Here is a 13784-nt window from a genome sequence, read left to right as displayed (position 1 = left end):
ATGTTGAATTTTTTACCCGGCTCACTGTTATATTTTATGAGCACAACTTTATTAATCATCAACACGGTTTTATGGGCCTCACTTATCTCTATTGGCGGGATAATTAAACTTGTGGTGCCTTTTACCGCAGGTCGCAACGCACTAACCCATTTGATGAATCGTTTTATGTGGGCTTGGGCGACCTGTAATGGCGGGATTCTGCACTTACTTGCGGATATAGAGTGGGATGTAGAGGGCTTAGACAACCTTGATAGAAAAAGCTGGTACCTACTGATAAGCAATCATTTGAGTGGTTTTGACATTGCTGCGCAAACCTATGTACTGCGTAATCATATCCCTATGCTTAAGTTCTTTTTAAAGCGTGAGCTGATGTACGTCCCTTTTCTTGGTTTAGGTTGCTGGGCACTTGATATGCCGTTTATGAGCCGCACCAGCCCAGCAAAACTGAAGAAAAATCCCAAGCTCAAAGGTAAAGACTTAGAGAGCACTCGCAAAGCCTGTGAGAAGTTCCGCTTTATGCCCACCTCAATCATTAACTATGTTGAAGGCAGCCGATTTACTGAAGAGAAACATAGACGTCAAGACTCACCTTACCGCTACTTGTTACGTCCTAAAGCTGGCGGTATCGCCTTTGCGTTATCAGCAATGGGCGAACAGTTTACCAATGTGCTGAACGTAACGGTGCTCTATCCTGAAGTGTTTAAGAAAGATGCTTTGTACGAAGTGATGCATGGCCGCTTAAAGAAGATAGTAGTACGAGTGAAGGTGCTGCCGGTACCAGAAGTGGACAATAAACGCTATTTTTCAGAATCGAGTTATCGTGTTGAGTTCCAGCGTTGGTTGAATCAACTTTGGCAAGAAAAGGATGAAGAGATCCACCAGCTGATGATAAAGCACGGTGCACCGACAGAGCACATTGTCGAAAAACCAGCAAGCTAACTAAAAATAAAGGGTGTACTAATTGTGCGCCCTTTTTTGTGCGCTCTATTACGGTTAATTTGACTGTGTTGTCATTAATAAGATCACTACTCCTCCCTCACCAACCAAGTGCGATACGTCAAAAAAATGTCGACAGTCATACTAATGGCCTATATATTACCTGCCAAATAACATTTACATAACACCTTTATCGCAAGGGTACTATCTATGTCCATCAACAGGCTAAAAACTGGCAATATCTTTTTGCTCTCTCTATTAGTGCTATTTTCGCTAACTGCTTGTAGCAGCAACCTATCTCATCCAAACAGTCACGGCGTTTTGGAGCTAGATAGTACTAACTTTGCAAAATACTGGGTCGCAAAAGATAAGCTTATTGACTGGAAAAACAGCCTATCAAGAGAATTACAAAATAACTCCAATGAAAGCACAACTCAATATAAAGCCTCATTTGTAGTTGATAGTAGTGGCCAAATGACTCAGTTAAAGATTATTAATAGTGTAACGGGAGAGCTTATAGAACAGGCTTCATTAGCGGAAATCTTAGAGCAAGAGTTTTACCCCACTACGCAAAACCACGCACAACAAGCCGTACGGATTAATACAAGTTTCCGATTGTAAAAATACCGCCAGAAGCTTCTATAAAGCATAAAAAAAGCTCCTAACTAGGAGCTTTTTTATGCTATCAGCCATCGTGCTAAATTCGACGTTCTACCAATTTAACCCAACCATCAGGCCCAGCAATGTGACCTTTCTGGATTTCAGTCAAGACTTTATAAATGCGCTTGGTATGCTCGCCTACATTGCCATCACCGACCGTAACCACACGATTATCTTCAAAGATATATGAACCTACTGGCGATACCACTGCCGCAGTACCAAAGCCACCCGCTTCAATAATTTCACCAGATTCTATATCAGCAATAAATTTGTCTAACATCACCGTTTCTTGGCGAACTTCACAGCCTAGCAGCTCACCTAAATCGAGAATGGATTGTGAGGTAATCGACTTCAAAATGGTGTCAGTAAACTTAGGGATAATAATGCTGCCGTCTTTAAGCACATGGAAGTGGTTCATCGCACCCACTTCCTCAATCTGCTTGTTATTAGCATCTAAATAAAGTACTTGCGCTGCGCCATACTCTGCCGCTGCTTTACCCGCCTTAAGCGAGGCGGCATAGTTACCCGCTGCTTTTGATGCACCAGTGCCACCCGATACTGCGCGGTGGAAGCGTTCGCTGATCAGCAGACGAATCGCCTTATCGAAGCCATCAGTATAGTAAGGGCCACTTGGACTGAGCATCACACAAAAAGTATACTGCTCACTTGGGCTCACAGATAATCTATCTTCAGTAGCAAACACAAATGGACGAATATAGAGGCAGGCATCTTCCTGCATCGGAAACCATAAACGGTCAACATCAATCAGTGCGTTTATAGCTTCAATTTGCAATGCTTCAGGTATTGCAGGAATACAGATAATGTCTGCAGAGCGGTTTAAACGCTCGGCATTTTTATCAATTCGGAAGGTATAGATTTCGCCATTTTCATGCTGAAAGGCTTTAGCACCTTCAAACACTGATTGACCGTAATGCAACGCAATTGCACCCGGTGCCACTTCAAATGGACCATAAGGTACCACTCTAGGATCACACCATTGCCCATCACGGTAATCCATCAAAAACATATGGTCAGTTCTGAGGTTACCAAAGCCAACATTTGTGGTCGGTTTGAACTGCTCTGTACGGCGCTCTGACGCAGGTTTTAAATTATAGTTTATTTGCATTGCATACCACCTTGAATACTGACTGAGCAGCCTATGCAGTGGTCACAAAAAAGTCAAGTGAAACGCGGGTTAGCATCAATAATTTCAGTCCCAAAATGCCATTCAAACTATAGCCAAATTTCATTGAAATTGACGACCCTACCAGCTTACTCCTATTCATATCGCAGACTGACGACAATCATTCAGTTTTCCAATCGCTAAGCAGGTATCACAACTTCGAATTTTTCCTGAGCCTTTATCTAGGAAAGCACAAATTCTTTTACTCAAGCCTTGCATCATCTCTTGGGTAATAGGCTTACGCCACTGATAGTGATTCATTAAGCGACTGACATGACGATAAGCCAGTACATCTTCGCTAGTAAAATACTGCTCATCCATCAACTTACTCTCAAAAGAAGAGGTTGCACCCGCTAGAAAGAAATACAATGCCTGGCTTAAGTCTCTTATATCGGTATCCGTCGCTGTTAAATCACCACTGATGACTGCATCTTCTAGTGGCCTCTTAATGCGACTCCAAAATAAATTCACTCTGTTTCTTAATATTTCAATTTTATCTGAACTAGCTAATTGCCAAAACATACTATTTATAGATACAACTCTCAAAATATTAAATATTGGGCTTCTTTTCACAACTTCAAACGTAAATAGAACGGCAAGAACTGAACGTTCATTAATAGTTAAGTCTGGATTTTCTTTTATAAAAATAGGTATTTGACTAGATGTTGTATTTCGTAAAAAAAGACAAACTAGTACATCTTCTTTTGATTCAAAGTATTTATACAAAGTATTTGTTGAACAGCCTGCACCTTTTGCTATCTGAGCAAACCTAAAAGACACAACCCCTTGATTATCAATAAGTTCCTCAGCAACATCTAACAATTGATTACAACGAATCGCATCTGCATGGTTATTTGGACATTGCATATTCATACCTAGCTTAATATAAAACTAATTCCATTTTATGGGGTTAGCTTAATTTAGATACATAAAAGAAACATTTTCTTGAACAGCACCACAAAAAACTTTCTCGTCCGATACAAAGTGTGATTTCGCGCATAATTGAATGACAAGCAGAAGCATATTGTAACCCCAAGTTAATTGGAGATAACAATATGCAAACAAGACGTTCATTTTTAAAGTTTGGCGCTGGAGCTGCCGCCGTTGGCGCACTTTCACCACTAGCCGTAAGTGCTAATTCATCTGATGTTGAATGGGATGAAAAGCATGAAATCGTTATCGTAGGCTCTGGTTTTGCCGGCTTAGCTGCTGCTGTTGAAGCGGGCAAATTAGGTGCCAAAGATATCGTCATTTTTGAGAAATTAGGTGTATATGGTGGCAATAGCACACTCAATGCTGGCCAAGCTTGTTTCGCCAATACAGACCTACAAAAACAGCTCGGCATTGAAGATAGCGCCGAACTGATGGTGCAAGATCAACTTAAATCGGGTCGCGGCTATGCCAGCGAGGAACTACTAAGACACAGCGCCGAGCTTGGTCCGTACATCTACCAACTGACCAAAGACTGCGGTTGTATCTATCGCGACCATATCATCAACACTGGCGGTACCAGCGCCACCCGTAGCCATCAAGTGGTTGAGCGCAGCGGCGCAGGTTTTATTCGCCCGATGCTCAAAACTGCACGTAGTTACGGCGTCAAAACCAAAATCCGCCATAAGTTCGAGCATTTAATCACAGCTAAAGACGGTACTGTACTGGGGATCCAAGTGCGACGCGGTTACCACTTCGGTCATGAAAACTCTGGCGAACTAATCAATGTTAAAGCTGAAAAGGGTGTGTTGATTGCAACCGGTGGTTTTGGTGCCAACGTCAGTTTCCGCCAAGCACTTGATCCAAACCTTGGCAATGAAGTGGGTTGCACTAACGCGCGTGGCGCCACAGGTGATGGCCTTATCGCCATGCTTGCAGAAGGTGCTATGCCGGTGCATTTGAGCTTTATTCAGTCTGGCCCATGGGCATCTCCTGATGAAGGTGGCTTTGGCTACGGCGCTGGCTTCTCACTGTACAACTTCCCTCACTCTATCGCTATCGACCGTAACACCGGTCAGCGCTTCATGAACGAAACGGCTGATCGTAAAACACGCGCCGACTTAGAAGTACAGCGCCGCGATAAAGACGGTAACCCTAATCCAGCACTCCTCATCGCACCTAAACATGAAGCGATGAAAGACCCATCGATGGCTAATGTATTGAAATACAACGTTGCTTGGGAGTTTGACAGTGTAGATGCAATTGCTAAGCACTTCGACTTGCCTAAAAAAGCGCTTAAAAAGCAAATTGATGATTGGAATTTATACGTTAAATCTGGCGAAGACCCCCAGTTCGGAAAGCGCATGAACATGAGCACAGGTATCTACCTCACTGCACCATTCATCGTGCAGCGTTTATGGCCAAAAGTACATTACTGCCAAGGCGGTATCCAAATTAATGCCAAAGCAGAAGTGATTGCTGCAAAAACAGGACAGAGCATTCCAGGACTTTATGCCGCAGGTGAAGTATCCGGTGGCGTACATGGCGTGAGCCGACTCGGTGGTTGTTCAACACCTGAGTGTATGGCATTTGGCGTAACCGCTGCTCGTTCAATGATGAAGGCATAAGGAAAATTACCATGAAGACAGTTAACACATTACTTGCACTCATTCTTGGTGGTTGCATTGCCGTTTCAGCACAAGCTCGCGATCAGCGCGATTATCACGAAATGGTTTACGACTCAGGTTGTAAAACCTGTCACGACCAGGGCATGAAAGCTTTTCCATCAGACGATTCATGTCTGCAATGCCACGACATGAGCGAATTGGCAGAGCAAACAAAACGTGAAGGTCATGAAGCAAGACAAAACCCTCATGACAGCATGCATTACGGCCAAGAAGCGCCGTGCATGGAATGCCACGGAGAGCATACACCTAAGCAGGCCATTTGCATGGATTGCCACAACTTTGATTTCCCAAAATTTAAGCAATAAACATAAAACTACATATATAAAGGAAGATGATGATGAAAAAACTACTCGCGATGTCAGCCATTCTTGTTACAAGTTGTGCTGTAGCCGGTGATAAGCCAGCAGATAAGCCTTGGCACAATGAAAAGCCAACCTTGTCGACCATTAATGCACCGACCAAAGTCATGCCTATGGTGTGTAAGCAAGAGCAAGCAATGGCTTACCTGAAGGAGCTGCAATCAGGTGAAAAAGATATCTATAACATCAAGTCTAATGACCATGGCGGTAAAGGCGCTAACGAATCGGGCTGGTTAACTTGGCGCGTAGATGACCCAAGCAACCTTATCCCTTGTCCAGAAGGCGGCGCTAGTGCTACTGAAGTAGGCATGTGCTGGAAAGAGCTAAATGACGAACCAACTGTTATCGGCCTAGTACGAGTCGCCCCAGGCACTGCGGCGCCTCACTACCATCGTGAAATGGAGTGTTACTACGGTTTAAGTGGTCAAGGTCTAACTTGGGCACAGGAACGTATGCAACCATTTGGACCTGGTGACTACATTGAGATCCCAAGTAAAGCAATGCACTACACACCAAACACCTATGACGATCAAGATCTGATCTACATGTACTGGTTCCCACTTGACGGTAAGTTCTCAACCTTTAAGTACCAGTGGCCACAAGATGTAGGTCCAGGTGAGCAGCTAATGTTCGACTTTATCCCATACACCAACTCTAAGCTTGTGCGCTCAGGTAATGGTGGTTACGGCTGGGATGTTGTTCAAAAAGCCAAGTAGTCCAATTTAAAATCAACAAGAGTATAGGGCCGAGTTTAATCGGCCCTATTAAAAAATATGAAAAATCTTATTCTGGCATTTAGCTTACTGTTTAGCTCATCTCTTTTTGCAGAAGAGCCAGTATCGATTCTCTGGCACAACTTAGCACCTGGCGCGGCAGACTTACCGGTTGAGACCAACGTTAACTTAGCCCTTGATGGCAAGAAGGTGGTTATTCCCGGTTTTATCGTACCGCTTGATGGCAAAAATAGCGGTTACGTAAAGAACTTCCTGTTAACACCGCAACAAGGCGCCTGTTTTCATAAGCCACCATCTCCGCCTAATCAGCTGATCCATGTTTCTTTTGATGTCCCTATCGCAATACCTGATCTCGAGCAGCCTATGTATGTGACAGGTATTTTGAACGTAAAAAGTGCTCAGGCTGGCTTCGCTAAAACGGGTTACCACTTAAGCGGTATAGAGACTATCCCTTATCCGGTGAAGATCAATACTGCCGAAGAAAATGATCACAGCCACTAAACAGCCAACGGATAAGATAAACAAGGAATGATGATGAATAAGAGCAATAGATTTGTACTGTCGCTGGTCGCGGCAGCGATCGCACTTTCTAGCTCAACTGCATTTGCAGAACAGCAAGAAGATGGCATCAATATTGGCGGCGCTGTGAGGGTTAACTACGGCTACAAAGACTACAGCGAAGCCTCAAAAGATAAAGGTGGCGATCTCACCTTTGACATGGCAGCGATTAAGTTTAACGGTAAAAAAGGCGACTGGGGCTTGGCCGCAGAGTACCGCTTTACCTCAGATACTAATTATATAAAGTACGGCTATGGCATCTACGATTTTAACCCTGAGTGGCAACTGCAATTTGGTATTAACAAGGTGCCTTTTGGTAACCCTGAATTTATCTCCAACAGTTTCTGGTTTGGTCTGCCCTACTATCTAGGCTTTGAAGATGACCATGATGTTGGTGTTAAAGCTATCTATGAAAGTAATGGCTGGCACACAGATTTGGCTTTCTACAAAAATGCTGAATATGGCCCGACAGAGAACAAGCGTTACGCGACCGATCTGTACACAGGCACCATTAATGGTACTGAGTACAACAACGAAGAAACCAACCAAGTTAACGTTCGACAAACTTATACCATCGAACACAATGGTGGCTCAACAACCTTGGGTGGCTCGGCGCAATTTGGCCAGATCTACAACAATAAAACGGGCAACAATGGCGATCGTTATGCCGTCGCTCTGCACTTAGACTCAAGCTTTAACGGCTGGAACCTGCAGCTACAAGCGATACAGTATGAATACGATGCCGCAGATGCTGACGACCCAAATAAAATCGGCGTATCAGTGGTTAGCTGGCAGTATGAGATTGCGTCTAAAGGGCAATCATATAGCGCCAATATCGCTAAAACCTTTGATACCGATTGGGGCAGCGTTAAGTGCTACAACGATTTTGGTTTAATGACGCCAGATGTTGATGACGATGATTACGACAACAGCATGCAAAACGTCACTGGCTGTGCCATTGCCGCGGGCCCAACTTACACTATGATCGACTTTATCATGGGTAAGAACATGACCTTCTCAACGGCTAACAACGATCACGTTGGCTTGCCTGAAATGGGCAATGACTGGGATAAGCGAGTCAACATTAACTTTGGTTACTACTTCTAGCCATTCAGTTCCCCTGCAGCTCATGGTCATTGCTCCCAATATACAATGACTATGGGCTTCAATTTTAGGATCGACAGCAACACCTCAAACATCACTATTCGACACCATCTAATTTCGATCCAGCCCTCTAGGTTGAGGGCTTTTTTTCCTAACGTGCAATAGCCTGTAGACGAGAGCACGCAGAGCTCACATCATTGTTAGCAGCACATAAGGCACTGCAAGCAGCACAGGTCATATGGTCGCGATAATGCTTATCAAAAAAGTCTGAGCTTCTTTGCTCCAATGAGTCAAACAATTCTGGCGTTAACGGTTTGCGCCATTTGTACTGCCCCATCAACCTTGCTAAATGGCGGTAACAGGTTTCGCGGCGGTTCCCCAGGTACTCAGGTGCAATAAGCTGACTCTCAAATTGAGTCAAAGAGCCTGTCAGGTAAAATGTAATCCCCTGAACTAACTCTTTAATTTGCAAAGGAGTCGCTTCTAGCTCTCCATTTTCTACCGCTTCATATAAAGACTTTGTAAACCAGCTCCAAAAAGCATCAATACGCTTTTTAAAGCGCTCTACTTTTTCATCACTCGCGAGCTGCCACACCATGGTGTTAACTGACACAGAGCGCAACGTGAAAAAGCTCTTACTGCGCTTAATCGTTTCGAAGGTAAATAAAATCGGTAGTAACACCTTTTCTTGTGCCGTCAATTCTGGATGCTTGTTGACAAAGCTTGGCAGATGGTTACCTGTTGCACTGCGTAAAAACAGACATACTAATACATCCTCTTTACGCTCAAAGAATTTGTATAAGGTCCCCGTCGAACAACCGACCTCTTTCGCCAGTTGAGAAAACTTAAATGACACTATTCCTTGTGACTCTATTAGCAGCTCTGCAGCATCGAGTATTTGATTACAACGCAGCATAGGTAGTGCTTCAGCCGGGCATTTCATCATTAAGCCTTATTATTAATTTGTGCTAATTATGCGCTGTTAATAATTGTTGGTTTAGTTGAGGCGTCGCTAATCGAGATTAACATCACGCTAATACTACTTTATTAGTAGGCTTTGTGAGTTACCTCAAACAAACATTCCAACTCAAACTATTAACTCAGTATAAAATCCTGTCACATTTTCCGCCGTAACTCGCGAATCATTTTTACTTAGAGAAAAGATCTTCGAGATCGGCCTCACGAATAAATTTGTCGCTGAAAAAATCACGTGACTTAGTTCACCTTTAGCAGCCGAACTTGCGTTTATCGTTACCTCATTCCCATTCAGAGGATTTAAGAATGCAAGGCAGAAGACACTTTTTGAAATTAACAGCGGGTGCTGCAGTTGGCACCGTAGCTGCAACATTACCGGGTACGGTTCAAGCAAAAACATGTGGCGAAATTAACTGGACAGAAACTGTCGACACCTTAGTGGTAGGTTCAGGCTTCGCTGGATTATCAGCAGCGCTCAACGCCAAACGCCAAGGGCTAGGTTCAGTATTGGTGTTAGAGAAAATGCAGGTGATTGGTGGCAATTCAGCCATCAACGGCGGCTGGTTAGCTATCCCTAAAAACCCTGTACAACTGGCGCAAGGCGTTAGTGACGATTCACCAGAAGAGTTGGTTAACGATCAGATTATTTCTGGCCGTGGCATGCAAAATGAAGCGGCGCTGCGTCAAATCGCTAATCGCGCATTAGATGCTTATGCGTTATGTATCAACACCGGCGTTAAATTCAAAAAAGACTTCAACATTCAAGTTGGTGGCCATAACAAAGCGCGCGCTATCCGCACTCAACACGGCACAGGTGGCGATATCACCACCAAACTTTATGAAGCAGGTGTAAAAGAGGGGGTTGAATATCGCCTGCAGCATTACATCGAAGACTTCATCATGGACGGTCAGCAGATCATCGGTGTAAAAGTACGTAAGAACTACCGCTTCCCCGATCTCAAAACTGGCAGCAGTGTTTTCATTAAGGCCAATAAAGCGGTCATCTTAGCTAACGGTGGTTTTGCCCGTAATATGGCGCTGCGCGAAGCGGTTGATCCATCACTCGATCCAACATTGGACTGCACCAATGCTTTGGGCGCAACCGGTGAAGTGACCTTAACCGCCATGGCGCATGGCGCACTGCCAGTGCACATGAACCTGATTCAAACTGGCCATTGGGGTTCGCCTGATGAGGGTGGATTTGGTTGGTCTAATGCTTTGTTATCAATCGGTTGGCATCAAGGTGCTTCGATTAGCGTATTAAATGGTAAACGCTTTATGGATGAACGCGCCGATCGTAAAACCTGCTCAGAAGCGATTATGAAAAACCGTTATCAAGACGGCAGCCCTGCATACCCAATCGTACTGTTTAACTACGACAACTACGCCAAAGATGATCGAGTCGTGCGTGCAATCCGCGACAAGATGGCTTGGAAGCTTGATTCTCTCGATGATATAGCCGTCAAATTCGATATTCCCGTAACAGAACTCAAGCGCAGCATTAGTGAGTACAACACTCACGTTGTTGACCGCAAAGATCCGCTATTTAACCGCAAGATGGACACTGCAGAAGTACTACAAGGCCCATTTGTCGTTTCGCGTATTTGGCCAAAAGTGCACTACTGCATGGGAGGCTTAAAAACTGATCTTGGCGCTCGTGTTGTCGATGGTCGCTCAATGAAACCGATTAAAAACCTCTATGCCATTGGCGAAGTAACTGGCGGTATTCATGGTGAAGCACGTCTGAGTTCAACCTCATGCCTAGAGTGTCTTGCAATGGGAATTGTCGTTGCCGAAACCATCAAAGCCGATCTACAGGGAGCCGTCTAATGAACAAATTATTACTAACTGCTCTACTATCTCTGGCTATTTCTGGCGGCGCTGTGGCCGGTGAACTGGTCAAGATGAAAGGCAGCACTAAAGGCCGAGTTAATCACGAATTTATTTATCAAGATGGTTGTCAGTCTTGTCATCAAGGTTCAGGTAAGAAAAACGCTACCGATGCAGCCTGTGTTGAGTGTCATGGCGACATTAACAGCATACCAGTAGATGAAACCAAGCTGGCGATCCCAGAAGCAAGTCCACACAAATCTTTGCATTACAACCAAGGTGCAAGTTGCCTTGCATGTCATGGCGAGCACGAGAAAAAGGCACCAGTTTGCGCAGAGTGTCACCGTACTTGGTTTGACGAGATGTAATGCCACAAATTGAAATACAAAAAATCTAAAAATAGATAGGGGAATGATGATGAAAAAAACCACTAAGTTTATGTTGTCGATGGTGGCTACAGCAATCGCACTTTCAAGTTCAGCGGCCTATGCCGAAGAGCAGGAAGATGGCATTAACATAGGTGGCGCAGTGCGCGTTAACTATGGTTACAAAGACTACGATGAAGCCTCAAAAGATAAAGGTGGCGATCTCACCTTTGATATGGCGGCGATTAAGTTCGACGGTAAAAAAGGTGATTGGGGACTAGCAGCTGAGTACCGCTTCACCTCTAGTACTAACTACATCAAGTATGGCTATGGTACTTATGACATCGATCCTGACTGGCAGTTACAGTTTGGTATCAACAAGGTGCCTTTTGGTAACCGCGACTTTATCTCAAATAGCTGGTGGTTTGGTCTTCCTTACTACCTAGGCTTTGAAGATGACCATGATGTCGGGTTCAAAGCCGTTTATGAGAGTAATGGCTGGCACACAGATTTAGCTTTTTACAAAAATGCTGAATATGGACCAACTGAAAACAAGCGTTACTCTACTGATCTGTACACAGGCACCATTAATGGCACTGAGTACAACAATGAAGAGACTAACCAGTTCAACGTACGCCAAACCTACACTGCAGCGCATGAAGGCGGTGAAACAACCTTCGGTGGTTCGGTACAGTATGGCCAGATCTATAACAGCAAAACGGGTAACAACGGTGACCGCTATGCCCTAGCACTGCACTTAGACAGCAGCTACAAAGGTTGGAACTTGCAACTACAAGCGATGCAATATGAGTACGACGCTGCTGATGCTGAAGATCCAAACAAAATCGGTGTATCGGTTGTTAGCTGGCAGTATGAGATCGCCTCTAAAGGTCAAGCTTACAGCGTTAACTTAGCGAAAACCTTTAATACTGATTGGGGTAGTGTTAAGTGCTACAACGATTTTGGCTTAATGACGCCAGATGTTGATGACGATGATTACGACAACAGCATGCAAAACGTGACCGGCTGTGCAATTTCAGCAGGCCCAACTTACACCATGGTCGATTTTGTTATGGGTAAAAACATGACCTTCTCAACTGCCAACAACGACCACGTTGGCCTACCAGAGATGGGTGATGATTGGGACAAACGCGTAAACATCAACTTTGGTTACTATTTCTAAAGGATAAAGAAATAGCCAACTAAAGCGTAGGCGGGGAAGTTGCTCCCACTTCTCCACCTACCACCCGCATTTCTATTCATCTATAGCGCACAAATTTCGACGGTTAAACTGCCTCAGTTGTAACCCCTACAAGTCGATTCAAATTCGGCCAGAATCACCCATTTCAACAAGAAAAAACCATGAAAATAACAGTAAGATTGCCCCTGTACCTCAGCGTTGCAGCGCTTTTATCTACGCCAGTATTAGCCACTGAATATCACTTCGGTGGATTTTTAAAGGCCAATGCTCGCTACGTTGAAGGCAACATTGCCTTTCAAGACAGCTGGACTGGAGGGGGAAGCGTGACTGAATCGGCTAAGCGCAGCCAATTTAGCGCCGCTGAAAGTCGTTTTAACGTTAGCGCTAAACAGGGCGATGTCCACGGTTTTGCTGAAATCGATTTTGCTGGCTCATCCCAAGGCAATGCGGTGTTTTCAAACTCTTACAGCCCGCGCCTCAGACATGCCTTTATAGAATACCAAGGCGTCACTGCAGGGCAAACATGGTCAACCATGGTTAATACCAGCACCTTCGCCGAAACTGCTGACCTTGGTGGGCCACTCGTCGGCCAAACAATGGTGCGCCAAGCGCTGGTGCGTTATCAAAGTGGTCACTGGCAGTTTGCATTGGAAAATCCCTACAGCTATGGCACCACAGAACAAAGCACAGATTTACAAAAGCAGTGGATAGATCCCAGCAACGACTATGTCCCCGATGCAGTTATCCGCTATGACCAGCAAGGCGACTGGGGCAATGTTTCAGTTTCAAGTTTACTGCGCTATTTAGACCCTGATGATAGCGCCCAATTTGGCGCTGGCGTATCAGTTGCTGCTAAACTTTACACCTTGGGTAAAGATGACCTACGGCTGCAACTGCATTACGGCAACCTAGGTCGATATGTCGGTACCGATGCAGCACGAGACATTGTCAACGGCGAACTTGAAACCACACGTTCAGCCATGGTTGCCTACCGTCACTTTTGGACCGACGCCACCCGCTCAAGTCTATTCTACGGTCACACCACCACAGAGGTGGAACAAACTGATCGCTTCCACATTGGTGCCAACATTTTTACCAATTTAACGCCGGTATTAGCGCTGGGGGTTGAGCTAGGACGCTACCAAATAGATGACCAGCAACCAGCATATTCACTGCAAAACCCTGCAAAAGGTTCGTCAAACTACGCTCAAGTGAGTTTGCAGTTTTACCTTTAATGAAATCGATAGAAAAGAATATTCGC

At 44.7% G+C, this 13784-nt stretch carries 14 protein-coding genes; 11 read left to right on the top strand and 3 right to left on the bottom strand.

Annotated features, from left to right (window positions below; all coding sequences use genetic code 11):
* Together yihG and L2730_RS12115 are read left to right on the top strand one after the other, a co-directional pair.
* Complete coding sequence (gene yihG, locus L2730_RS12120; protein WP_248974836.1) at positions 1 to 939, top strand: 1-acylglycerol-3-phosphate O-acyltransferase, YihG family; 939 nt, start codon at positions 1 to 3, stop codon at positions 937 to 939.
* 207 nt (positions 940 to 1146) lie between these two features.
* Positions 1147 to 1557: an energy transducer TonB gene (locus L2730_RS12115; protein ID WP_248974835.1), complete on the top strand. Its 411-nt coding sequence runs from the start codon at positions 1147 to 1149 to the stop codon at positions 1555 to 1557.
* A gap of 76 nt (positions 1558 to 1633) precedes the next feature.
* Here L2730_RS12115 and L2730_RS12110 read toward each other — a convergent pair whose 3' ends face one another.
* Together L2730_RS12110 and L2730_RS12105 are read right to left on the bottom strand one after the other, a co-directional pair.
* The gene (locus tag L2730_RS12110) at positions 1634 to 2722 is read right to left on the bottom strand and encodes a branched-chain amino acid aminotransferase (protein ID WP_248974834.1); all 1089 of its coding nucleotides are present in this window, start codon (positions 2720 to 2722) and stop codon (positions 1634 to 1636) included.
* Between the two features lie 156 nt (positions 2723 to 2878).
* On the bottom strand, positions 2879 to 3646 hold the full coding sequence (locus tag L2730_RS12105) for a TetR/AcrR family transcriptional regulator (RefSeq protein WP_248974833.1): 768 nt from the start codon (positions 3644 to 3646) through the stop codon (positions 2879 to 2881).
* A 188-nt stretch (positions 3647 to 3834) separates the two neighbouring features.
* Between L2730_RS12105 and L2730_RS12100 the strand changes: the two genes are divergently transcribed.
* From L2730_RS12100 to L2730_RS12080, 5 genes are read left to right on the top strand one after another with little or no spacing between them, the layout of a single operon-like run.
* Positions 3835 to 5337: a flavocytochrome c gene (locus tag L2730_RS12100; protein ID WP_248974832.1), complete on the top strand. Its 1503-nt coding sequence runs from the start codon at positions 3835 to 3837 to the stop codon at positions 5335 to 5337.
* Positions 5338 to 5348: 11 nt separating this feature from the next.
* Positions 5349 to 5702, top strand: coding sequence for a cytochrome c3 family protein (locus L2730_RS12095; RefSeq protein WP_220740333.1), 354 nt, complete (start codon positions 5349 to 5351; stop codon positions 5700 to 5702).
* A 32-nt stretch (positions 5703 to 5734) separates the two neighbouring features.
* Positions 5735 to 6472 (top strand): cupin domain-containing protein, encoded by a 738-nt coding sequence (locus L2730_RS12090; RefSeq protein WP_248974831.1) that lies wholly within the window; start codon positions 5735 to 5737, stop codon positions 6470 to 6472.
* Positions 6473 to 6529: 57 nt separating this feature from the next.
* Positions 6530 to 6991, top strand: a complete 462-nt coding sequence (locus L2730_RS12085) for a DUF3299 domain-containing protein (RefSeq protein ID WP_248974830.1) — start codon at positions 6530 to 6532, stop codon at positions 6989 to 6991.
* Between the two features lie 30 nt (positions 6992 to 7021).
* Entirely contained in the window at positions 7022 to 8155 is a 1134-nt protein-coding gene (locus tag L2730_RS12080; protein WP_248974873.1) for a hypothetical protein, read from the top strand.
* 148 nt (positions 8156 to 8303) lie between these two features.
* Here L2730_RS12080 and L2730_RS12075 read toward each other — a convergent pair whose 3' ends face one another.
* Positions 8304 to 9095: a TetR/AcrR family transcriptional regulator gene (locus L2730_RS12075; protein WP_248974872.1), complete on the bottom strand. Its 792-nt coding sequence runs from the start codon at positions 9093 to 9095 to the stop codon at positions 8304 to 8306.
* 338 nt (positions 9096 to 9433) lie between these two features.
* On the opposite strand from L2730_RS12075, the gene L2730_RS12070 reads away from it, so the two are divergent.
* From L2730_RS12070 to L2730_RS12055, 4 genes are all read left to right on the top strand, one after another.
* Complete coding sequence (locus L2730_RS12070) at positions 9434 to 10957, top strand: flavocytochrome c (RefSeq protein WP_248974829.1); 1524 nt, start codon at positions 9434 to 9436, stop codon at positions 10955 to 10957.
* A complete protein-coding gene (locus L2730_RS12065; RefSeq protein ID WP_248974828.1) occupies positions 10957 to 11325 on the top strand; it encodes a cytochrome c3 family protein in 369 nt (122 codons plus the stop codon). Before L2730_RS12070 ends, L2730_RS12065 begins: the two co-directional genes overlap by 1 nt.
* 46 nt (positions 11326 to 11371) lie before the next feature.
* Entirely contained in the window at positions 11372 to 12505 is a 1134-nt protein-coding gene (locus L2730_RS12060; protein ID WP_248974871.1) for an OprO/OprP family phosphate-selective porin, read from the top strand.
* 179 nt (positions 12506 to 12684) lie between these two features.
* Positions 12685 to 13758: a DcaP family trimeric outer membrane transporter gene (locus L2730_RS12055; protein ID WP_248974827.1), complete on the top strand. Its 1074-nt coding sequence runs from the start codon at positions 12685 to 12687 to the stop codon at positions 13756 to 13758.
* The last annotated feature ends 26 nt before the right edge of the window (positions 13759 to 13784 follow it).

Source organism: Shewanella kaireitica (assembly GCF_023284045.1).
GTDB classification, from domain to species: domain Bacteria; phylum Pseudomonadota; class Gammaproteobacteria; order Enterobacterales; family Shewanellaceae; genus Shewanella; species Shewanella kaireitica.
This window is presented reverse-complemented; position numbering and strand designations above follow the sequence as displayed.